The organism is Streptomyces griseochromogenes, from assembly GCF_001542625.1.
GTDB classification, from domain to species: Bacteria; Actinomycetota; Actinomycetes; order Streptomycetales; family Streptomycetaceae; genus Streptomyces; species Streptomyces griseochromogenes.
This window is the reverse complement of the sequence record NZ_CP016279.1, coordinates 9,967,570-9,988,589: the sequence shown is the minus strand read 5'-3', so window position 1 is coordinate 9,988,589 and position 21,020 is coordinate 9,967,570. Positions and strand designations below refer to the sequence as shown.

General features: G+C 71.2%; 15 protein-coding genes, 1 tRNA gene and 1 pseudogene. 5 read left to right on the top strand and 12 right to left on the bottom strand.

Going from position 1 to position 21,020, the window contains the following annotated elements:
• Positions 1-157 precede the first annotated feature (157 nt).
• A pseudogene (gene ppc / locus AVL59_RS43450) lies at positions 158-3,039 on the top strand (phosphoenolpyruvate carboxylase).
• Positions 3,040-3,103: 64 nt separating this feature from the next.
• Here ppc and AVL59_RS43445 read toward each other — a convergent pair.
• The 7 genes from AVL59_RS43445 to AVL59_RS43415 all read right to left on the bottom strand — a co-directional run bounded on the left by AVL59_RS43445 (position 3,104) and on the right by AVL59_RS43415 (position 8,867).
• Positions 3,104-3,610: a hypothetical protein gene (locus AVL59_RS43445; RefSeq protein ID WP_208870658.1), complete on the bottom strand. Its 507-nt coding sequence runs from the start codon at positions 3,608-3,610 to the stop codon at positions 3,104-3,106.
• Between the two features lie 52 nt (positions 3,611-3,662).
• Complete coding sequence (gene pth, locus AVL59_RS43440) at positions 3,663-4,265, bottom strand: aminoacyl-tRNA hydrolase (protein WP_067315357.1); 603 nt, start codon at positions 4,263-4,265, stop codon at positions 3,663-3,665.
• 123 nt (positions 4,266-4,388) lie between these two features.
• Positions 4,389-4,985, bottom strand: coding sequence for a 50S ribosomal protein L25/general stress protein Ctc (locus AVL59_RS43435; RefSeq protein WP_067315355.1), 597 nt, complete (start codon positions 4,983-4,985; stop codon positions 4,389-4,391).
• Between the two features lie 208 nt (positions 4,986-5,193).
• Positions 5,194-6,174: a ribose-phosphate diphosphokinase gene (locus AVL59_RS43430; RefSeq protein ID WP_067315354.1), complete on the bottom strand. Its 981-nt coding sequence runs from the start codon at positions 6,172-6,174 to the stop codon at positions 5,194-5,196.
• A 154-nt stretch (positions 6,175-6,328) separates the two neighbouring features.
• The gene (glmU, locus tag AVL59_RS43425; protein WP_079147273.1) at positions 6,329-7,777 is read right to left on the bottom strand and encodes a bifunctional UDP-N-acetylglucosamine diphosphorylase/glucosamine-1-phosphate N-acetyltransferase GlmU; all 1,449 of its coding nucleotides are present in this window, start codon (positions 7,775-7,777) and stop codon (positions 6,329-6,331) included.
• Between the two features lie 127 nt (positions 7,778-7,904).
• A tRNA-Gln gene (locus AVL59_RS43420) sits at positions 7,905-7,977 on the bottom strand.
• 14 nt (positions 7,978-7,991) lie between these two features.
• Positions 7,992-8,867, bottom strand: a complete 876-nt coding sequence (locus AVL59_RS43415) for a helix-turn-helix domain-containing protein (protein ID WP_372450405.1) — start codon at positions 8,865-8,867, stop codon at positions 7,992-7,994.
• Between the two features lie 160 nt (positions 8,868-9,027).
• Here AVL59_RS43415 and AVL59_RS43410 point away from each other — a divergent pair, with 160 nt between their 5' ends.
• Complete coding sequence (locus AVL59_RS43410) at positions 9,028-10,332, top strand: sensor histidine kinase (protein ID WP_067315348.1); 1,305 nt, start codon at positions 9,028-9,030, stop codon at positions 10,330-10,332.
• 42 nt (positions 10,333-10,374) lie between these two features.
• On the opposite strand, the gene AVL59_RS43405 is transcribed toward AVL59_RS43410, so the two are convergent.
• Positions 10,375-10,905, bottom strand: coding sequence for an SUKH-3 domain-containing protein (locus AVL59_RS43405; protein ID WP_067315347.1), 531 nt, complete (start codon positions 10,903-10,905; stop codon positions 10,375-10,377).
• A 49-nt stretch (positions 10,906-10,954) separates the two neighbouring features.
• Positions 10,955-11,470, bottom strand: coding sequence for a YwqJ-related putative deaminase (locus AVL59_RS43400; protein ID WP_067315345.1), 516 nt, complete (start codon positions 11,468-11,470; stop codon positions 10,955-10,957).
• Between the two features lie 274 nt (positions 11,471-11,744).
• On the opposite strand from AVL59_RS43400, the gene AVL59_RS43395 reads away from it, so the two are divergent.
• The 3 genes from AVL59_RS43395 to AVL59_RS43380 all read left to right on the top strand — a co-directional run bounded on the left by AVL59_RS43395 (position 11,745) and on the right by AVL59_RS43380 (position 17,155).
• On the top strand, positions 11,745-12,734 hold the full coding sequence (locus AVL59_RS43395; protein WP_067315343.1) for an SMI1/KNR4 family protein: 990 nt from the start codon (positions 11,745-11,747) through the stop codon (positions 12,732-12,734).
• 8 nt (positions 12,735-12,742) lie between these two features.
• Positions 12,743-15,928 (top strand): SUKH-4 family immunity protein, encoded by a 3,186-nt coding sequence (locus tag AVL59_RS50080; RefSeq protein ID WP_079147272.1) that lies wholly within the window; start codon positions 12,743-12,745, stop codon positions 15,926-15,928.
• 333 nt (positions 15,929-16,261) lie between these two features.
• Entirely contained in the window at positions 16,262-17,155 is an 894-nt protein-coding gene (locus tag AVL59_RS43380) for a cellulose-binding protein (RefSeq protein WP_067315336.1), read from the top strand.
• A gap of 21 nt (positions 17,156-17,176) precedes the next feature.
• Here AVL59_RS43380 and AVL59_RS43375 read toward each other — a convergent pair whose 3' ends face one another.
• The 3 genes from AVL59_RS43375 to AVL59_RS43365 form a co-directional block, all read right to left on the bottom strand.
• Complete coding sequence (locus AVL59_RS43375) at positions 17,177-18,820, bottom strand: sodium/solute symporter (protein ID WP_067315334.1); 1,644 nt, start codon at positions 18,818-18,820, stop codon at positions 17,177-17,179.
• Entirely contained in the window at positions 18,817-19,227 is a 411-nt protein-coding gene (locus AVL59_RS43370) for a DUF485 domain-containing protein (RefSeq protein WP_067315332.1), read from the bottom strand. Before AVL59_RS43370 ends, AVL59_RS43375 begins: the two co-directional genes overlap by 4 nt.
• Positions 19,228-19,440: 213 nt before the next feature.
• Positions 19,441-20,937, bottom strand: coding sequence for an MFS transporter (locus AVL59_RS43365; RefSeq protein ID WP_067315330.1), 1,497 nt, complete (start codon positions 20,935-20,937; stop codon positions 19,441-19,443).
• Between the last annotated feature and the right edge of the window lie 83 nt (positions 20,938-21,020).

The window sequence follows — 21,020 nt, the reverse complement described above, 5'->3', positions numbered from 1 at the left end:
CGCGTCCCCTGTGGGGTTCGAGGGTGGAAGCAGCTGCCGTGGTGCCCGTGGACCGGACGGGACAGGAACGGACCTCCCTACGGTTCCGTAACCTACGGCGTCGTAAGTATGGCAGCGCATCGTCCGGCGGCAAGAGCCCAAAAGCCTGCGCGTCCGAGTGGACACCTATCCTGGGAGTCGGTCGGACAGCGCGGTCCGCTCTGATTCCTTCCCGGACGCCCCGGCCCGTAAGCGGCACCCGCCGCGCGGCACACGGACGCCCGGGTTCCCTCCCGGACGAGCTTCAACACTGCAAGGAGCCGCACCTGTGAGCAGTGCCGACGACCAGACCACCACGACCAGCAGCGAGCTGCGCGCCGACATCAGGCGACTGGGTGACCTCCTCGGCGAGACCCTCGTACGGCAGGAGGGCCCCGAACTCCTCGACCTGGTCGAAAAGGTCCGCCGCCTCACCCGAGAGGACGGCGAGGCCGCCGCCGAGCTGCTGCGCGGCACCGAACTGCAGACCGCCGCGAAGCTGGTCCGCGCCTTCTCCACCTACTTCCACCTGGCCAACGTCACCGAGCAGGTGCACCGCGGCCGCGAGCTGCGCGCCCGCCGCGCCGCCGAGGGCGGCCTCCTCGCCCGCACCGCCGACCGCCTCAAGGACGCCGACCCCGAGCACATCAGGCAGAGCGTCGAGCACCTCAACGTTCGGCCAGTGTTCACGGCACACCCCACCGAGGCCGCGCGCCGGTCCGTCCTCAACAAGCTCCGGCGCATCGCCGCACTCCTGGACACCCCCGTCCTCGACTCCGACCGCCGCCGTCACGACGTCCGCCTCGCCGAGAACATCGACCTCGTCTGGCAGACCGACGAACTGCGCGTCGTCCGCCCCGAGCCCGCCGACGAGGCCCGCAACGCCATCTACTACCTCGACGAGCTGCACGCCGACGCCGTCGGCGACGTCCTCGAAGACCTCACCGCCGAACTGGAGCGCGTCGGCGTCAAGCTCCCCGACGACACCCGCCCCCTCACCTTCGGCACCTGGATCGGCGGCGACCGCGACGGCAACCCCAACGTCACCCCCCAGGTCACCTGGGACGTCCTCATCCTCCAGCACGAACACGGCATCAACGACGCCCTGGAGATGATCGACGAACTGCGCGGCCTGCTCTCCAACTCCATCCGCTACACCGGCGCCACCGACGAACTCCTCCAGTCCCTCCAGACCGACCTGGAACGACTGCCGGAGATCAGCCCCCGCTACAAGCGCCTCAACGCCGAGGAGCCCTACCGGCTCAAGGCCACCTGCATCCGGCAGAAGCTGGAGAACACCAAGCAGCGCCTCGCCAAGGGCACCCCCACGAAGAGGGCCGCGACTACCTCGGCACCGACGAGCTGCTCACCGACCTGCGGACCATCCAGACCTCCCTGCGCGCACACCGCGGCGCCCTCTTCGCCGACGGCCGCATGAGCCGCACCATCCGCACCCTGGCCGCCTTCGGCCTCCAGCTCGCCACCATGGACGTCCGCGAACACGCCGACGCCCACCACCACGCCCTCGGCCAGCTCTTCGACCGCCTCGGCGAGGAGTCCTGGCGCTACGCCGACATGCCCCGCGAATACCGGGCCAAGCTCCTCGCCAAGGAACTCAGGTCGAGAAGGCCGCTGGCTCCCACCCCGGCGCCCGTGGACGCGGCCGGCGCCAAGACCCTCGGCGTCTTCGAAACGGTCAAGCGCGCCCTCGAAGTCTTCGGACCCGAGGTCATCGAGTCCTACATCATCTCCATGTGCCAGGGCGCCGACGACGTCTTCGCCGCCGCCGTCCTCGCCCGCGAGGCCGGACTCGTCGACCTGCACGCCGGCTGGGCCAAGATCGGCATCGTCCCGCTCCTGGAGACCACCGACGAGCTGCGCGCCGCCGACACCATCCTCGAGGACATGCTCTCCGACCCGTCCTACCGGCGCCTGGTCGCGCTGCGCGGCGACGTCCAGGAGGTCATGCTCGGCTACTCCGACTCCTCCAAGTTCGGCGGCATCACCACCAGCCAGTGGGAGATCCACCGCGCCCAGCGCCGACTGCGCGACGTCGCCCACCGCTACGGCGTGCGCCTGCGCCTCTTCCACGGCCGCGGCGGCACCGTCGGCCGCGGCGGCGGCCCCTCCCACGACGCCATCCTCGCCCAGCCCTGGGGCACCCTGGAGGGCGAGATCAAGGTCACCGAACAGGGCGAGGTCATCTCCGACAAGTACCTCATCCCCTCCCTCGCCCGGGAGAACCTGGAACTGACGGTCGCCGCCACCTTGCAGGCCTCCGCCCTGCACATCGCCCCCCGCCAGTCCGACGAAGCCCTCGCCCGCTGGGACGCGGCCATGGACGTCGTCTCCGACGCCGCCCACACCGCCTACCGAAAGCTCGTCGAGGACCCCGACCTGCCGGCGTACTTCTTCGCCTCCACCCCCGTGGACCAGCTCGCCGACCTGCACCTCGGCTCCCGGCCCTCCCGCCGCCCCGACTCCGGCGCCGGTCTCGACGGCCTGCGCGCCATCCCGTGGGTGTTCGGCTGGACCCAGTCCCGGCAGATCGTCCCCGGCTGGTTCGGCGTCGGCTCCGGCCTCAAGGCCCTGCGCGAAGCCGGCCTCGACACCGTGCTCGACGAGATGCACCAGCAGTGGCACTTCTTCCGCAACTTCATCTCCAACGTCGAGATGACGCTCGCGAAGACCGACCTGCGCATCGCCCAGCACTACGTCGACACGCTCGTCCCCGACGAGCTGAAGCACGTCTTCGAGACCATCAAGGCCGAACACGAACTGACCGTCCGCGAGATGCTGCGCGTGACCGGCGAGGACGAACTCCTCGCCGCCCAGCCGGCCCTCAGGCAGACCTTCACCATCCGCGACGCCTACCTGGACCCGATCTCCTACCTCCAGGTCACCCTGCTCAAGCGCCAGCGCGACGCCGCCGCCACGAACACCGAGCCCGACCCGCTCCTGTCCCGCGCCCTGCTCCTCACCGTCAACGGTGTGGCAGCGGGCCTGCGCAACACCGGCTGACAGCCCTCACGCGGACGAGGGTGCCCCCGGGGTCGTACGACCCCGGGGGCACCCTCGTCTCACCTCACCGAACCGCCGCGAACGCCGCCGTCAGCAATCCCGCTCCCGTCAGACCCAGCACCCACGCCACCCGCATCAGCCGCATCCCGCCCGCGACCACCACCGAGGCCAGCAGCAACGCACCGCCCAGCGGCAACCAGGCGTACAGGATCCCGGCCGGGCCACAGCGCAGCGCATCGCCGGTACCGGGCTTGAGGACGACGTCGTACGTCTCCCCCTTGCGCACCGCCACCGACTTCTCGATCTCCACGCGCGTGCGGGCCTTCGCCCCCTCGGACTGCGGTGTGAACGGTCCCGAACACGTGCCCCCGTCACACCGGGTCACCTTGACCGTGCCGCGCTCGCGCCCCTTCGTCAGCATCACGTGCTGCGCGGTCCCCCAGGAACCCCACACCCCGGCGAACAGGATCAGCGCGGCGAGCGCACCCATCGAAGCGGCCCGCCCGAACCGCAGCGCGGTCACGGAGGCCTGGCGAGCGGTGGCGGCTGTGGCAGGCATGGCCGGGATCATTGGCCATGCGCACACGACTGGTCAACTCCGCCGGGAGAGATGCCGGGACAAGTCAGGAGTTGTAAGCGCTCTGCGCCCGCTCGAGACCCTCGGTCACCAAGCACTCCACCGAGTCCGCCGCCCGGTCCACGAAGTAGTCCAGCTCCTTGCGCTCCGTGGAGGAGAAGTCCTTCAGCACGAAGTCCGCGACCTGCATCCGCCCCGGCGGCCGCCCGATCCCGAACCGCACCCGGTGGTAATCCGCGCTCATCGCCTTCGTCATCGACTTCAGACCGTTGTGCCCGTTGTCGCCGCCGCCCAGCTTCAGCCGCAGCGTGCCGTAGTCGATGTCCAGCTCGTCATGGACCGCGACGACGTTCGCCACCGGCACCTTGTAGAAGTCCCGCAGCGCGTTCACCGGACCGCCGGACAGGTTCATGTACGACATCGGCTTGGCCAGGATCACCCGCCGGCCGTCCGGCCCCACCGGACCGATCCGCCCCTCCAGCACCTGCGCCTGCGCCTTGCCCGCCCGCTTGAACTTCCCCCCGATCCGTTCCGCGAGCAGATCCACCACCATGAACCCGACGTTGTGCCGGTTCATGCTGTACTCCGGCCCGGGATTCCCGAGCCCCACGATGAGCCAGGGGGCACTGGCGGGGGTGGTCACGTCCATGTCTCCTCACGTGCAACAGCCGCTGCTTCCCCCCAAGGGAAGCAGCGGCTGGAGCGTACAGCTACCACTGTGCCGGGTGCCTCTGAAGCACCGTAACGGCAGCTAGGGCCGAACCACCAAGGCTCAGGCCTCGGCAACCTCTTCGCCCTCGGCGGCCTCGCCCTCGGCGGCCTCCTCGGCCTGCGCCTGCAGGACCTGCAGCACGACCGCGTCCTCCTCGACGGCCAGGGTCACACCGGCCGGCAGCTTGACGTCCTTGGCGAGGACGGAGGCACCGGCCTCCAGGCCCTCCACGGAGACGGTCAGCGCCTCGGGGATGTGCGTGGCCTCGGCCTCGACCGGCAGCGCGTTCAGGACGTGCTCCAGCAGGTTGCCACCCGCGGCCAGCTCACCCTCGGCCTGCACCGGAACCTCGACCGTGACCTTCTCGCCGCGCTTGACCAGCAGCAGGTCGACGTGCTCCAGGAAGCCCTTCAGCGGGTCGCGCTGCACGGCCTTCGGGATGGCCAGCTCGTTGGTCTTGCCGTCGATGTCCAGGGAGATCAGGACGTTCGGCGTACGCAGCGCCAGCAGCAGCTCGTGGCCCGGCAGCGTCAGGTGCAGCGGCTCGGAACCGTGGCCGTACAGAACACCCGGAACCTTGCTGTCACGGCGGATGCGGCGCGCGGCACCCTTGCCGAACTCGCTGCGGGTCTCGGCGGCGATCTTCACCTCGGACATAGTGATCACTCCTCGTAGAACTAGGTACGGACGTGGTCACCCGGCCACGAACGGCCTGCTACGAAGAGCGCGTCGATAACGGACCGCCGTAATCGCGTACACGAGTACGGCCTCCCTCGCCGAGCAACTGCAGCAGTCTACTCGGAGGGGAGGCCGCACCCAAAAGGATCTTCAGTGAGCGCTAGTGACGAGCACTAGCGCAGAAACCTCACTGCTCGTCGAAGAGGCTGGTCACCGACCCGTCCTCGAACACCTCACGCACCGCGCTCGCGATCGTCGGAGCGATCGACAGCACCTTGATCTTGTCCAGATCCGCCGCCAGCTCACCCGGCGTCGGCAGCGTGTTCGTGAACACGAACTCACTCACCCGCGAGTTCTTCAACCGGTCCGCGGCCGGACCCGACAGCACACCGTGCGTCGCCGTCACGATGACGTCCTCCGCCCCGTGCGCGAACAGCGCGTCCGCGGCGGCGCAGATCGTGCCACCCGTGTCGATCATGTCGTCGACCAGCACACACACCCGGCCCTTGACCTCACCCACGACCTCGTGGACGGTCACCTGGTTCGCCACGTCCTTGTCACGCCGCTTGTGCACGATCGCCAGCGGCGCCCCCAGCCGGTCGCACCACCGGTCCGCCACCCGCACACGACCCGCGTCCGGCGACACCACCGTCAGCTTCGCCCGGTCCACCTTCTCGCCCACGTAGTCCGCCAGCAGCGGCAGCGCGAACAGGTGGTCCACCGGGCCGTCGAAGAAGCCCTGGATCTGGTCCGTGTGCAGATCCACGGTCAGGATCCGGTCCGCACCCGCGGTCTTCATCAGATCCGCGATCAGACGCGCCGAGATCGGTTCACGGCCCCGGTGCTTCTTGTCCTGCCGCGCGTAACCGTAGAACGGCACAATCACCGTGATGGAGCGAGCCGACGCACGCTTCAGCGCGTCGATCATGATCAGCTGCTCCATGATCCACTGGTTGATCGGAGCCGTGTGGCTCTGGATCACGAAGCAGTCCGCACCACGCGCCGACTCCTGGTAGCGGACGTAGATCTCGCCGTTCGCGAAGTCGAAGGCCTTCGTCGGGACAACCCCGACACCCAGCTGCTGGGCGACCTCCTCGGCAAGCTCGGGGTGGGCGCGGCCGGAGAAGAACATCAACTTCTTCTCGCCGGTCGTCTTGATCCCGGTCACAGCACTGTCTCCTCAGAGGTTCTCAGCCAGCCGACTGCTCGACCGGCCTCCCGTCTGGGCGTGAGAGGCCGTATCAGCTGGTAGGGGTGCGGGTATGCACTCGTGCGGATGTGCACTTATCACGGTACGCCGTGTTTGGCGCACCCGTTTCAGGTCAGTCCTCGGTCTCGCTCTGCCGGGACGCCGCCTCGGCCGCCTTCGCGGCCGCACTCCCAGGACGCTTCCGGGCCACCCAGCCCTCGATATTCCGCTGCTGACCACGGGCCACGGCCAGCGAACCGGGCGGCACATCCTTCGTGATCACGGATCCCGCGGCGGTGTAGGCACCGTCCCCGACCGTGACAGGAGCCACAAACATGTTGTCCGAACCCGTCTTGCAATGCGACCCGACGGTCGTGTGGTGCTTGCTCTCACCGTCGTAGTTCACGAACACACTCGCGGCACCGATGTTCGTGAAGTCACCGATCGTCGCGTCACCCACGTACGACAGATGCGGCACCTTCGTGCCCTCGCCGATCGACGCGTTCTTCGTCTCCACGTACGTGCCGATCTTGGACTTGCGCCCGAGACGCGTACCCGGCCGCAGATACGCGAACGGCCCCACGGACGCCTGCTCACCGATCCGCGCACCGTCCGACACCGTGCTGTCCACCCGCGCCCCCGCGCCGACCCGAGTGTCCTTCAGCCGGCTGTTCGGCCCGACCTCGGCGCCCTCACCGATGTGCGTCGACCCCATGAGCTGCGTCCCCGGATGCACGAGGGCGTCCCGCTCGAAGGTGACGGTCACGTCCACCCAGGTGGTGGCCGGGTCCACGACCGTCACCCCGTCCAGCATCGCGCGCGTCAGCAGCCGGTCGTTGAGGATGCGGCGGGCCTCGGCGAGCTGCACACGATTGTTGATCCCGGCGATCTCCCGGTGGTCCCCGGCCACCGAAGCACCGACCCGATGCCCGGCCTCCCGAAGGATCCCGAGCACATCGGTCAGGTACTCCTCACCCTGACTGTTGTCCGTCCGCACCTTCTTCAGCGCGTCCGCCAGCAACTGTCCGTCGAAGGCGAAGACCCCGCTGTTGATCTCCCGGATCGCGCGCTGGGCCTTCGTGGCGTCCTTGTGCTCCACGATCGCGGTCACCGCACCGCTCGCCTCATCGCGCACGATACGGCCGTAACCGGTGGCGTCGGGGACCTCGGCGGTCAGGACGGTCACCGCGTTGCCGTCGCCGTGATGCGTGGCGGCGAGCTGCGCGAGCGTCTCACCGGTCAGGAGGGGCGTGTCCCCGCAGACGACGACCACGGTCCCGTCCACGGCCCCGCCCAGCTCCTCCAGCCCCATCCGTACGGCGTGCCCGGTCCCGTTCTGCTGCTCCTGCACGGCCGTCCGCACGGTCGAGTCGATCTCGGTGAGGTGCGCGGCGACCTGCTCACGGGCGTGGCCCACGACGACGACCAGGTTCGCCGGGTCCAACTCACGGGCGGCGGCCAGCACATGACCGACCAGGGAACGGCCGCAGATCTCGTGCAGGACCTTCGGTGTGGCCGACTTCATACGGGTGCCCTCACCCGCTGCGAGAACGACGACGGCTGCCGGGCGAATGGCGCTCACGGGGTTGCCCTTCGGCTCTGGGTGGGAGGGGGTTACAGCCGCAGGATACCGGGGTGGGGTTGGGGGGATATGAGTGCGGGCCCTGACTGTGTGGTCAGGGCCCGAACCAAGGGCTTGTGTGCTGAGGCTCCCCCGCAAGGATTCGAACCTTGTCCTGCTGGTACCAAAAACCAGTGTGCTGCCAGTTACACCACGGGGGACAGCGCCACAGACCTTACCCGAGACGTGCCTGCGCTTGGGCCACGATTCCGCTCCACCAGCCCTCGATGCGGTTGTACAAGTGGGCACTCCTGGACACGCTGATGACCAGACAACCGTGGTAGTCGTCGCCGGTGTTCTTGCGGACCGTTTTGGGGTTGTGCTTCTTCAGGGTCGGCTTGGCGAAGACTGACGCGTCCACGTCGGCGACAGCCGCCCAGTAGAGGTGGGCTGCCTCGACGTCCGCTGACTCGTGGATGAGTACGCGAAAGGCCAGGCGCTCTCGGTCCACATCGAGCAGGTCCAGCCAGGCGAGGTAGGTCTGGATCACGCCGGGGTCGCTGTTGACGAAGACCGCTCGCTCGCGTCGGTCATAGGGCTTGCTCTTCGAGCCTTCTGCCCAGTAGAGCGCGACGCCTGCCATGAAGAGTTCGCGGTCCGTCAGTTCTCCGACGTCCTGGAGAGCTGTGACCTTGGACTTCTTGCGCCTCTCGTGCTCTGCGGAACGGCGTTTTGCCAGCCCCTCTTGCATGAGTGCCCGCTGCTCTTCTGGCGTGTACCGAGGTTCGGGCTTGGGCAGGTCCCGTACCCATAACGACACCGAACTCCTGGAGCAGCCCAACGCCGCCTGGATCTGGTCGTACGTCCACCCCTGCAGCCGCAGCTCCCGCGCCCTCTCCCGCAGCTCGTCCTTCGCGTTCGGCCGCTTCGTCCACTCCGGTGGCGGCTCCCCCTTCACCAGCTGGTTGAGGATGTCGTTGTTGAAGATCTTCAGCTCGTCCCGGATCTGCCGGAGGCTGTAGCCCTCCCGTCGTAACGCCACCGCTCGCTCCCGCAACCCCTCGAAGTTCCCGTACTTGCCGTCCTTGCCGGGTGCATGTGTCATACGCATACCGTCCGGGCGGAATGTGATGTTCCGGTGTCGAACGGGTGTGGTTCAGCAGTTCGAGGGATACCGGCGGGTTTCGAGGTCATTCGATTACGGTGTGTGGTCCAGGCCAGTAGGGGAAAGTCACCGGAAAAGGCGCCTCCGGCGCCCGTACGCTGGAGGCATGACCACAACGGGGGAAGAGCGCACCATGGGCCTGACCGGCCCGTGGTGGTGGGCCAGGTGGCGCAGTGCGGTGCTCGACGGGAGTCTCGCGCTGGTGTCCGCCGTGGAGTGCGGCGCGGAGGGGATTCCGTTCGCCCGGGATGCGGGGATCCCCGTGTCGGTCGGGATCGTGTTCGGGCTGATCGCCGGTTCGGTGCTGCTGGTGCGCAGGAAGTGGCCGATCGCGGTCGTGCTGGTCGCGATCGCGATCACGCCGGCCCAGATGGGCTTCCTGATGGGCATCGTCGGCCTGTACACGCTGGCCACGTGTGAACTGCCGCGCCGGATCATCGTGGCGCTGGCGGGCATGTCGTTGCTGGGCACGATGATCGTGACGCTCGTGCGGGTGCGGCAGGACATGGCGCGGGGTGATCTGACGCTCGGTGACTGGTTCGTTCCGTTCGCTTCGATCACGACGTCGTTGGGTCTGACGGCGCCGCCGTTGCTGCTCGGGTTGTACGTGGGGGCGCGGCGCCGGCTGATGGAGAGTCTGCGGGAGCGGGCGGACAGTCTGGAGCGGGAGCTTCAGTTGCTGGCCGAGCGCGCGGAGGAGCGGGCCGAGTGGGCGCGGAACGAGGAGCGGACGCGGATCGCTCGTGAGATGCATGACGTGGTCGCGCATCGGGTGAGTCTGATGGTGGTGCACGCGGCGGCGTTGCAGGCGGTTGCCCGTAAGGATCCCGAGAAGGCGGTGAGGAACGCGGCGCTGGTGGGGGACATGGGGCGTCAGGCGTTGACGGAGCTGCGGGAGATGCTCGGGGTGCTGCGGGCGGGTGAGGACGTGGGGCGGCGTGCGGCGTCGGAGCCGTTGGCGGCGGTGGGGGTGGCTGCCGCGGACGCCGCGTCGAGGGCGGCTGACGAGGCCGAGGGTCCCTGCTTGTCGGAGCTGGAGGAGTTGGTGGGGCAGTCGGCCGAGGCGGGGATGGCGGTGGATCTGTCGGTGGAGGGGGAGGTGCGTCCGTATGCGGCGGAGGTGGAGCAGACGGCGTACCGGGTGGTGCAGGAGGCGTTGACGAACGTCCACAAGCATGCGGCGGGCGCGAAGACGTATGTGCGGCTGGCCCATCGGGGGGCGGAGATCGCGATGCAGGTGGAGAACGAGCCGCCGCCGGAGCCGGCGTCGGCCTCGGCGGCGCGGTTGCCGTCGGGCGGCAATGGCCTGCTGGGGATGCGTGAGCGGGTCGTGGCGCTGGGCGGTGTGTTTGTGTCGGGGCCGACGGATGCGGGGGGATTCCGGGTGTCGGCGGTGATTCCGGCGGTGTAGGCGGGGTGGGGCGGTCGGTGGCTCGCCGTGGTTCGGGTGGGGTCAGCCGGTGGTGAGGCGTGCGGGTTCCAGGCCGGAGACGAGGGTGGCCAGGGCGTGGTCGATGCCGGGGCCGACGTACCAGTCGCCGGTGTGGTCGAGGGTGTAGACGCGGCCTTCGGCGTCGATGGCGAGGAGGGCGGCGGTGTCGGTCTCCTCGCCGAGGGGGCAGACCTCGGTGCCGAGGGCGCGGCCGAGGTCGCCGAGGGTGCGGGCGAGGTGGAGGCCGTGCAGGGGGTCGAGGTGGAGGGTGGCGGGGGCGATCTGGCGGCCGGGGCCGGTGGGCGTGATGTGGAGGCCGCCGAATTCGGCCCAGGCTTCGACGGCGGCGGGGAAGACGGTGTGCCGGTGTCCCGCGGGTGAGGTGTGGTCGCGCAGGGTGTCGGCCCAGATTTCGGCTTGTTTTATGTCCCAGCGACCGGGTTGCCAGCCGGCGGTGCGCAGGGCGGCGTCGACGGGTACGGGGAAGCGCGATGGGGGTCCCCCGGGTCGGGCGAAGCCGAGGTTGGGGGAGGAGCTGCGGTCGGCGTGCATCTGCCCTTCGATCGTCGTGTGTGCTGGGTCGGGCCGGTGGTGGCGGGGTTCAGCCGTCGGTTGCCGTCGGGTCGACGATGCGGACGCCGAAGTGGGCGCTGAGGGCGGTGCAGGCGCGGCAGGGGGCGGCGAAGCTGCCGTGGAGGGGGTCGCCGTCCTCGCGTATGCGGCGGGCGGTGAGTTTGGCCTGTTTGAGGGCTTTGCGTGCTTCGCCGTTGGTCATGGGTTTTCGGGCGGCGCGTTTGCTGCGGGCGGTGTCGGCGGCGGCGATGTGCCGGGAGATGAGGATGGTCTCGGCGCAGCGGCCGGTGAAGCGGTCGCGTTGGGCGCTGGTGAGGGTGTCGAGGAAGTCCTGGACGAGGGCGTGGAGGGGCGGGGGCTGGTCGCCGCGGGCGGCGGTGCCGGTGAGGGTGGCGCCGCGGACGGAGAGGGCCGCGGCGATGGTGGGCAGGATGCCGTCGCGGCGGTGGAGGAGGGTGGGGGTGGGAGGTGCCTCGGTGCCGCTCCAGCCGATGCGAGGGTCGCCGGCCCGCACGTCGTTACCTCCGGTCTGCAAGGTATTCATGATCGTCTTCCCCTCCCCGGGCGTCCCCCGAAGGACACAGAGTGCCAAATCCCGTGGCTGGTCGGGAAGCTGGGGCGGTGCGACACGCCCGGGTTTGGGCGGGCTGTCACGGCGGGGTGACGGCTGGTCACGGTTGTGGGGGGTTCGGCGGTGCCGGGGTGGGCCGGTGGATGTGGTGGGCCGGTGACCGGGGTTCGTGTACCGCATAGGCTGTGGCCATCCGCGATCGACACCGCCGTTCAGGCCAGAGAGAACGCCGCAGGGGGCAACCGCCATGACGACAGGTCGGCTCGGGCAGCAAGCCGCGCCGCCGAACGCGGCCTATGCCGGGCAGGTCGTGCACTTCCCGGATCCCGTTCGGGCGGCACGTCACCCGAGAGGGGTACGGGCCGATGAGCTTGGTTACCCCGATTTCTCGGCGTACGCGCGCGCGGCGGCCGAGATCGCCGATCCGCCGGAGGGTTTCGGCGTCGACGAGTTGCGGCTGACGGACTATGTGTCGGCGAACGCGGCGTTGGCGGCGTCGGGGCACGAGTTGTGGGACACGGTGCCGGATGTGGCGACACCGCACGGCTGGACGTGGCATCACGTGGTGGGTTCGCGGCGGCTGGAGCTGGTTCCGGTCGATGTGAAGGCGTTGTTGCGGCATCACGGTGGGGTGGCGACGGCGCGGGTGGACCAGGGCAAGCGTGGGACGCGGCCGTTGCAGGAGACGCGTCCGGTGCACTTCGGGCTGCCGAAGTCGGGTGTGGCCGTGACGGAGTCCCAGGTGCAGGGCGTCGAGGAGGATCTGGGCTACCGGTTGCCGGGTGCCTATCGCTCGTTCCTGAAGGCGGCGGGCGGTTGTGCGCCGGTGGGCGCGGCGCTCGATGCCGAGCTGGGGCTGCTGGTGGACCAGCCGTTCTTCACGGTGCGGGACGAGGCGGCGGTCAATGACCTGGTCTACGTCAACAAGTGCCTGCGCGACCATCTGACGAAGGACTACCTGGGCGTCGGTTTTGTGCAGGGTGGTCTGCTCGCGGTGAAGGTGAAGGGCGAACGGCTGGGTTCGGTCTGGTTCTGCGCGTACGACGACGTGCGGGACGTGGATCCGTCGTGGTCCCCGGCCGAGCGGGTGGAGCGGCTGCTGTTGCCGTGCGGCGACGATTTCGACGCCTTCCTGTCGCGGCTCGCGGGCAATCCGCCGGAGTTGGAGACGGTGGCGAACCTGATGGTGGACGGCGGTTTCGCGCGTGCCGTTCCGGTCTCTTCGGCGGGGGAGTGAGCTTCGCGATGGTGACGTTCGCACAGGCGCAGGAGCGCGCCGAGGAGTGGATCAACGGGGATGTCCCCGCGTACCAGCATCGTGAGGTGCGGGTGCGGGAGTTCGAGCTGGGCTTCGTGGTGTGGGGCGAGGACCGTGCGGAGGGCCCGCGTTCGGATGCGGGCGGGCAGCGGCTGGTCATCGCCCGGGACAGCGGCGAGGCGACGCTGTGGCCGGCTCTGCCGGTGGGTGAGGTGATCCGCCGGTACGAGGAGGAGTACGGCCGTGCCGAGGAGGCCGAGGACGCGGTGCCGGCGCCGCCGCCCGCGCGCGTGGATCTGAATCAGACGTCGTTCCTGCTGAGTCCGCCGGAGTGGTTGCAGGAGGCGGCGGACAAGCTGGGCCTTCCGGATCGGCGGTCGGGGGAGGACTCGGGCGCTGCGGCTGCGGCTGGGGCTGACTCTGGTGCGGGTTCGGTCGGTGGGGGTTTCGCCGGGGGCGGGGTGCTTGCCGAGACGCAGGCCGGGGTGCCCGCGGCGGCGGATGACGCCGCTTCGAGTGCGAGTGCGAGTGCGGGTTCGGGTGCTGCGGCTGCGGGTGTGCCGGCCGGGTCCGGTGGAGCGGGTACGGCCGGTGGGGCCGGCGGAAGCGGTGCCTCGTGGCCGGCGGCAGGTCCGGGTGGTGCGCAGGGTGCGGTGGCCTCCGGTGGGCCGCAGAGCGCGCCGGGTGTGCCGGGTGCGCCGGAGGTGCCTGCCGGGGCCACGCCGTGGGCCGGTACGGACACGAACGCGGATGCCGGTGAGGACCGTTCGGTGCCGCTGCCCGCGACGGTGTTCGCGCCGCCGTTGAGCGAGCAGGGCCACGAGGTTCCGCGGCCGCCGGCGGCGACGCCGGACGCGAAGACGGCGTTGATGTCGGGCGGCAGCCAGCTGCCGCCCACGGCGGTCGCGCCGGCGCTCGACGCCTCGAACGCGCCGGGGCCGCAGAACTTCCCGCCGCCGGGAGCGCCGGGCGCCATGCCCGTCCCTGGTGGTGCACCGGGGGCGCCTGTCGTTCCTGGTGCACCCGGTGCTCCGGGCGTTCCGATGGGCAGCACGCCTCCTCCGCCGCCCCCGGGCGCGCAGTCGTACGGCTACCCGCAGGCACCGGCGGCACCTGGTACGCCCCCGCCGGGTGTGCCGGTGCCCTCTCCGGTGCCCGGCACTCCGCCCGCGCCCCCCGGGACTCCGGGCGCCCCGCAGGGCAGCACGCCTCCTCCGCTGCCCCTGGGCGCGCAGTCGTACGGCTACCCGTCGGGTCCGGGCGCGCCGGGTGGTCCGCAGCCCGCTCCCGGATACGGCTATCCGCAGGCGCCGGACGGCGCCCCGCACGCGCCGCAGCCTCCGGCCGACTCCGCGCGGCCGCTCGCGCCGAACGCCGGGGACATCGCGGACGCCGCGACGAGCAAGGCCGCGCCGCCGCCGCGCAAGGGGCGTGGCGGCCCGGGTGCGCCGCCGCCTCCGCCGGGCGTCCCCGGCGCGCCGGGCGCGCGCCCTGGCCATCCCGCGCCGCCCGTGCCCGGTGTGCCGGGTGCGCCTGCGGGCGGGTACGTGCCGACGCAGCTGGTGTCCGCGCTCGGGCCCGAGGGGCCTGAGGTGCAGGGCGTTCCGGGCGCTCCCCAGCCGCCTGGTGCGCCGGGTGCTCCTGGTGGCACGCCGCCGGGCAACGTCCACCACGCGGCCACCGTGCTGGCCGACCCGAGCCAGTTGGGAGCGGGTGCGCCGCAGGTTCCGGGCGCGCCGCAGCCGCCTGGCGCCCCGGGTGTTCCGGGTGTTCCGGGTGCGCCTGGCGCGCAGGGTGCGGTGGGTGCTCCGGGTATGCCGTATCCGCCGGGCGCACCCGCGGTTCCGGGCGCCCCGGGCATGCCTCCGGCTCCCGGCGCGCCTCAGCCTCCGGGCGCCCCCGGTGCCCCGCAGCCCCCCGGTGCCCCGCAGCCCCCGGGCGCGGCCGGTGGCCCCGGCGCTCCGGGAGGTGCGCGCGGTGCCGTGCACCACGCGGAGACCGTGCTGGCCGCTCCTCCCGTGGGTGGCCCGGGCGCGCCCCCGCCGCCGCCCGCTCCGGGCGCACTCGGCGCTCCGGGCGCCCCTGGCATGCCGCCGGGCGCCCCGGGCGCTCCGCAGCCGATGCCGCCGGGTGCGATGCCGCCGCCGGGCGGTCCGCTGCCGGGGCAGGCTCCGGCGTACGGCTATCCGCAGCAGGCGCAGCCGACGGTGGGTCCGGGCTATCAGGCCGTGCTGCGCTACCGCGCGCAGGACGGTTCGGAGCAGCAGCTGATCCGGCGTTCGGCGCCGGGTACGCCGCACCCGGAGTGGCAGATCTTCCACGAGCTGCGGTCGATGAACGTGCCGCCGGACCAGGTGCTGGAGCTGCACACGGAGCTGGAGTCGTGCGAGCTGCCGGGTGCGTACTGTGCGCGGATGATCCGGGAGCAGTGGCCGCAGGCGCGGATCACGAGCATCGCGCCGTACGGCACGGATCACGCGAGCCGGCAGCAGGGCATGCGTCAGTTGCTGGCGCACCAGGGCGAGTTGCACCAGGTGGCGGACGGTCCCGCGCGGCCGGCGCCGGTGCGGGCGCCGCTGCCGCCGGTGCAGGCCGTGCAGCCGATCCCGCCGGAGGGGATCGCCCAGGAGCTGGCGACGGTGTTCGGGCCGGGGATCTTCCGGTTCGAGCAGCAGGCGGTGTCGCGGCAGGGCGTGCCGCCGGTCGTGGCGCACACGCTGGTGGTGGCGGGGCTGCCGGTGGACCTGGGCCCGTTCTTCTGGGCGCAGGCCCAGCCGGGCCGTCCGGTGCCGACGCTGGCGGAGCTGGCGGCCGAGCGTGGGGTGCAGCCGGCCTCCGACGCGGGGTCGTACCTCGTCATGGGTACCGACTTCGGCAGGGCGCTCTGTGTGCAGTACGGGACGGCGAACATCGTCGCCGTGCCGGTGGAGGCCGGGCCGGGCGGTGCGCCGGTGGCGCCGCAGTTCGTGAACACGGGGCTGCCGGAGTTCGCCCGGTGCCTTGCGCTGCTGGGCCGGATGTGGCGGCTGCGGTTCGGCCTGAACCAGGAGCAGGCGGGCCGCTGGACGGTCGACTTCCAGGCCCAGCTGGCCGCCCTCGACCCGGCGGCGCTCGGTTCGCCGGAGAGCTGGTGGTCGGTGCTGCTGGAGCAGATGTGGGACGGGCTGTTGTAGTCGCGGCCCTCGGAGCCTGATGGCGTCATGCCCCTTCACGCGCGCGTGAAGGGGCATGACGCGTTTTGTGGATCTCTGCGGCCGAACGGCACCTGGGGGCGGTCGAACGCGGCCTGCCTCCGTCCGCAGCATGATCGTCACCGTGGAGGGGGATGTCCTCCGGGGGCCCGCGCGGTGCCCGGAAGGCCTTGTGCGGCCCGGAGTGCGGATCAGGCGAGCATCCTACCGTGACATGCCTGCGGAGTGTCGTGTTATGCGCGCTTCCAACCGATCCATCAAGATGTGCGCGAAATTATCCTGTCGTGTACGTCCGGCGGAGAGGGGTTCCCGGGGATGAGCAGCGCACCGATGACGCCGTACTGCTTCGCGATCGTCCGGGGGCGTGGCTACCACCCCGATCAGGTGGACGCGTATGTGGAGGCGCTGTCGCTGGACCGTGACGCCGCCTGGGAGCGTGCCGCGCGGCTGACCGTGCTCGCCAAGGACATGGGCGCGGAGGCGGTGCGGATGCGCGAGGTCGTCGCGCAGCTCCCGCCCCAGATGTACGAGACGCTCGGGGAGAGCGCGCAGCGGTTGTTCCAGCTCGTGCTGGAGGAAGCGGCGGAGATCCGTGACGGGGCGCGGAGCGAGGCGCGGCAACGCGTCGGCGAGGCCGAGGCCGAGGCCCTCGGCGTACGTCAGGAGGCGCAGGAAGCCGCCGACGCGCTGCGCACGGAGGCCGAGGAACACGCCGGCCGGTGCCTCCTTTCGGCGCGTACCGAAGTCGACGACCTGCGCATCGGCAGCCGGCGTGAGGTGAAGGAAGAACGCGCGGAGGCACTCGCCACCTTGCGCGAGGCGCGGGAGCGCACCGCCGGTGTGCTCGCCGAGCAGGGCCGGGACCACGCCGAGCGGTGGGCCGCGCTGGAGCGCGCGGGGGCCGAACAGGTGGCCGAGCTGGAGGCCCGCTATGGCGAGCGGATCGCCCGCGCGGAGGCCGCCCTGTCCGAGGCGCAGCGTGAGCTCGGCGAGGCCGAGGAGTCCGCACGCCGCAGCGAGGAGGAGGCACAGACGCGTGCGGCGGAGATCCTCGCCGAGGCCCGCCTGCGCGAGGAGCGCGTCGCCCGGGACACGGAGGAGATGCTGCGCGAGCACGGCGAGACCTGGGACGACGTTCAGGCGCACATGGACCATGTGCGCAACAGCCTGATCACGCTGACGGGCAGGGCGGCGCTGGAATACGAGTAGCGGTCGCGTCCGGCGGCCTCGTCACCTCCCTCTGCGTACGGCGCCCGCCAGGATCCACCCCTCCACCGCCTCGTACTGGCGCCGCTGTTCCTGCGCGGTCCTGCGGCCCGAGACGACCGTGCCCAGCCAGCCGAAGAAGAAGCCGGCCGGGATGGAGACGATGCCGGTCGTGGTGAACGGGAACCAGTTGAAGTCGGCGTGCGGGAAGGCCGAGGCGGGTGAGCCGGAGACGAGGTTGGTGCCCGGCATGAGCAGCAGCACGCTCAGCGAGCCCCCGATCAGCGTGCCCATCAGCCCGCTTCGGGTGTAGCGGCGCCAGAAGAGGCCGTAGACCAGGGCGGGGGCGAGCGCGGAGGCGCCCAGGCAGAAGGAGAGCGTGATCAGGGGCTGCAGGCTGTGGTGCTGCACCAGGGTGGCCAGCAGGATCGTCGGCAGGCCGATGGCGAGCGCCGAGAGCCGGGCCAGGGCCATCTCCCGGCGGGCCGGCATCTCCCGGACCCGGGCGGCGAAGACGTCGTGGGCGAGGGAGTTGGCGCAGGCGAGGATCATCCCGGCCACCGAGGCGAGCAGGGTGAGGAAGATCGCCGTGGTGACCATGGTGAACAGGAACGTTTCTGCCGTCGATACGCCGGTGCCGAAGGCGGCGCGCGAGCCCAGCAGATAGGCCGTGTTGCCCTGCGGGTCGGCCGTCGTGATCGCCCGGGGGCCGACCAGGGCCGTGGCGCCGAACCCGATCACCGTGATGACCAGGACGAACAGGGCCACGATCGACACCGCCCAGGACAGCGAGCGGCGCACCTGCCGGGCGCTGGAGGCGGTGTACATGCGCATGGTGATGTGCGGCAGGCAGGCGCCGCCGAGCACGATCGTCAGCTCGGAGGTGATCATGTCCAGCCGGGCCTCGGGGCGGTTGCCGAACTGGAGCCCGGAGTGCAGGAAGGCCGGCCCGGCCCCGCTCTGCCGTGCCGCCGCGTCGAACAGGGCGCCCGGGTCCCAGGCGAAGTGGCGCAGGATCAGTACGGCGACCACGGCGCCCGAACCGACCAGCATCACGATCTTCAGGATCTGGATGAGCGCGGTGCCCTTCATGCCCCCGATGGCCGCGTAGCTGATCATCAGCACGCCGAGTCCCACGACGCAGCCGGTCTTCAGCGACTCGTTGGAGAAGCCCAGGATGAACGCCATCAGCTGCCCGGTGCCGGCCAGCTGGACCAGCATCAGCGGCAGCAGCGCGGCGATCGTCACCGCGCAGGCGGTGATCCGCACGCCGCGGCCCGGCAGCCGGCGGGCCAGTGCGTCGCCCATGGTGAAGCGGCCCGCGTTGCGCAGCGGTTCGGCCAGCAGGAACATCAGCAGCATCAGCGACAGGGCCGTACTGAGGGCGAGCACGACACCGTCGTAACCGCACAGGGCGATCACCCCGCCGGTGCCGAGGACGGTGGCCGCGGAGATGTAGTCACCGGCGATCGCCAGGCCGTTGCGCAGCGGGGACAGGGAGCCGTAGCCGGTGTAGAACTCGTCGAGGTCGTCGTGGTCGGGGCCGGTCATCACGCACAGCAGCAGGGTGAGCGTGCCGACGGCGCAGAAGGCGATCAGGGACATGGTCTGGGACGAGCCGCTGAACGCGACGAGGCCGGCCGGGTTCGGGGACGGGGTGCCGGTCATCGGGCCGCTCCTCGCCTCGCGTCGAGCTCGGCCTCCTTGCGGATGCGGTCCGCGAGCGGGTCGACACGGCGGCGTGCGGTGTGCTCGTACAGGGCGATCGCGAGCCAGGTGACCGGGAGTTGGAGAAGGGCGAGCAGCAGGCCCGCGGGGATGCCGTCGGCGACGGTGCGCGTCATGACGTGCGGTGCGAAGGCGGACAGCACGAGGAACAGCGTGAAGTAGCCGAGTGCGGTGATCGTGGCGGTGCGCCGCTGCCAGCGGTAGGCGCCGCGCAGCAGGCGGAGGTCGCTGTGGTGCCCGATCGGTGCGCGGGCCGGCTGGGGGCGGGGCGGAGGCGGCGCCGGCGGCTGCCAGGGGTAGGTGGGGCGGGCGGGATACGAGGGTGGGGGCGGCGGGTCGTAGAACATCCCGGGGCTCCTTGCGTGGCTCGGGTCCGTGGCGGCGGACCGCAGGGAGGTGGGGGGTGGGCGAACGGAGCCACGCACGCTACTCGCGGGGTTCGGACCGCGTGGCGTTTTCACCAAACTGGCCAGTCGGTATGCGCTTACTACGCGAAAACGGGGTCCTACCTGGGGTGTTACCCGCGTTAACCCGCGGTCGTGCGGCCGGTCCGGGACGCCCTACTCGGTGAGCACCGGAAAGCGCCGTGGCGCCAGCCACAGCAGCACCAGGAACGCCAGCGCCGCGGCGCCCGCCGCGCCCAGGTACACCGCGTGCACGGCGTCCGCGATCGCCCGCCGCGTCGCCTCCGGGGCCGTACCCGAGTTCAACGCGCGCGTGACGGACTCCAGATCGCCCGCCCCGCCCAGCCGCGCGGCCAGCACCCCGTTGGCGACGGCACCGAACAGCGAGGCGCCCAGCGTCTGCCCGGTCTGCCGGCAGAACAGCACCGAGGCGGTCGTCGTGCCCCGCTCCGACCAGCCCACCGTCGACTGCACTCCGATGATCAGCGGCAGCTGGAACAGCCCCAGCACGGCCCCCAGCGCCAGCATCAGGAGCATCGGCTGCCACCAGGAACCGGGATAGGGCAGGAACGGGAACGCGAGCAGGACCAGCGTGGCCGCTCCGATGCCGATCAGCGCGGTGTCACGGAAGCCGATGCGCCGGTACACGTGCTGGCTGAGCGCCGCCGAGGACGACCAGGTCAGCGTCCACACGCACAGCACCAGACCGGCGGCCGCCGGGCCGAGGCCGAGCACCGACTGGGCGTAGGTGGGCAGGAACACCGACGGCGCCACCATCAGCAGCCCCAGCGCGCCGAACGCCAGATTGACCGCCGCGATCGTCCTGCGCCGCCACACCCAGCCCGGGATGATCGGCTCCGCCGCCCGCCGCTCGACCCACACCACCACACCGGCCAGGGCGAGCCCCGCGCCCAGCAGCGTGAGCGAGGGCGCCGACCCCCACGACCAGGCCACCCCGCCCTGCACCAGCGCGGTCAGCAGCACCCCGCCGCACGCGAACACCGCGAGCGCCCCGGCCCAGTCCACGCGCGCGCGGGGGCTCTTCTCCCGCTCCGGCTCGTGCAGGTGACGGACGATCAGCCACAGGGCGGCGGCGCCGATCGGCAGGTTGACCAGGAAGATCCAGCGCCAGTCGGCGTAGGCGGCCAGCACCCCGCCGAGCCCCGGCCCGGCCACCGCCGACACCGCCCACACGGTGGACAGCCTGGCCTGGATCTTCGGGCGCTCGGCCAGCGGGTACAGATCGGCGGCCAGTGTCTGCACCGTCCCCTGCAACGCCCCGCCGCCCAGACCCTGCACGATCCGGAACGCGATCAGCGCCGCCATGTTCCACGCCCCGGCGCACAGCAGCGAGCCCAGCAGGAACACGGCCGCGCCCGCCACCAGGACCGGCTTGCGGCCGAAGGTGTCGGACAGCTTGCCGTAGACGGGCAGGGTGACGGTGACGGCGAGCAGATAGCCGGAGAACAGCCAGGAGAAGACCGAGAACCCGCCGAGGTCGCCGACGATCTGGGGTACGGCGGTGGAGACGATCGTGGCGTCCAGCGCGGCCAGCGCCATCGCGAGCATCAGCGCCGCGACGACCGCCCCTCTGGTGCGGGTGCCCCTGCCCCGAGCCGCGCCGTCGCGTATCGCGGGTGTCGTCCTCTCCACCGGATCCCCTTCCCGTGCCCCCTGCACCTACTCGGGAGGACAGCTTCCCACGCATGCCGCGACTTGATCCTGACGCGACGGGA

Bases quoted from the DNA above. Each gene is read 5' to 3' on its own strand.
- AVL59_RS43445 (WP_208870658.1), bottom strand. From the start codon at position 3,610: ATGATCCCGGCCATGCCTGCCACAGCCGCCACCGCTCGCCAGGCCTCC.
- pth (WP_067315357.1), bottom strand. From the start codon at position 4,265: ATGGACGTGACCACCCCCGCCAGTGCCCCCTGGCTCATCGTGGGGCTC.
- AVL59_RS43435 (WP_067315355.1), bottom strand. From the start codon at position 4,985: ATGTCCGAGGTGAAGATCGCCGCCGAGACCCGCAGCGAGTTCGGCAAG.
- AVL59_RS43415 (WP_372450405.1), bottom strand. From the start codon at position 8,867: ATGCGTATGACACATGCACCCGGCAAGGACGGCAAGTACGGGAACTTC.
- AVL59_RS43410 (WP_067315348.1), top strand. From the start codon at position 9,028: ATGACCACAACGGGGGAAGAGCGCACCATGGGCCTGACCGGCCCGTGG.
- AVL59_RS43405 (WP_067315347.1), bottom strand. From the start codon at position 10,905: ATGCACGCCGACCGCAGCTCCTCCCCCAACCTCGGCTTCGCCCGACCC.
- AVL59_RS43400 (WP_067315345.1), bottom strand. From the start codon at position 11,470: ATGAATACCTTGCAGACCGGAGGTAACGACGTGCGGGCCGGCGACCCT.
- AVL59_RS43395 (WP_067315343.1), top strand. From the start codon at position 11,745: ATGACGACAGGTCGGCTCGGGCAGCAAGCCGCGCCGCCGAACGCGGCC.
- AVL59_RS50080 (WP_079147272.1), top strand. From the start codon at position 12,743: ATGGTGACGTTCGCACAGGCGCAGGAGCGCGCCGAGGAGTGGATCAAC.
- AVL59_RS43380 (WP_067315336.1), top strand. From the start codon at position 16,262: ATGAGCAGCGCACCGATGACGCCGTACTGCTTCGCGATCGTCCGGGGG.
- AVL59_RS43375 (WP_067315334.1), bottom strand. From the start codon at position 18,820: ATGACCGGCACCCCGTCCCCGAACCCGGCCGGCCTCGTCGCGTTCAGC.
- AVL59_RS43370 (WP_067315332.1), bottom strand. From the start codon at position 19,227: ATGTTCTACGACCCGCCGCCCCCACCCTCGTATCCCGCCCGCCCCACC.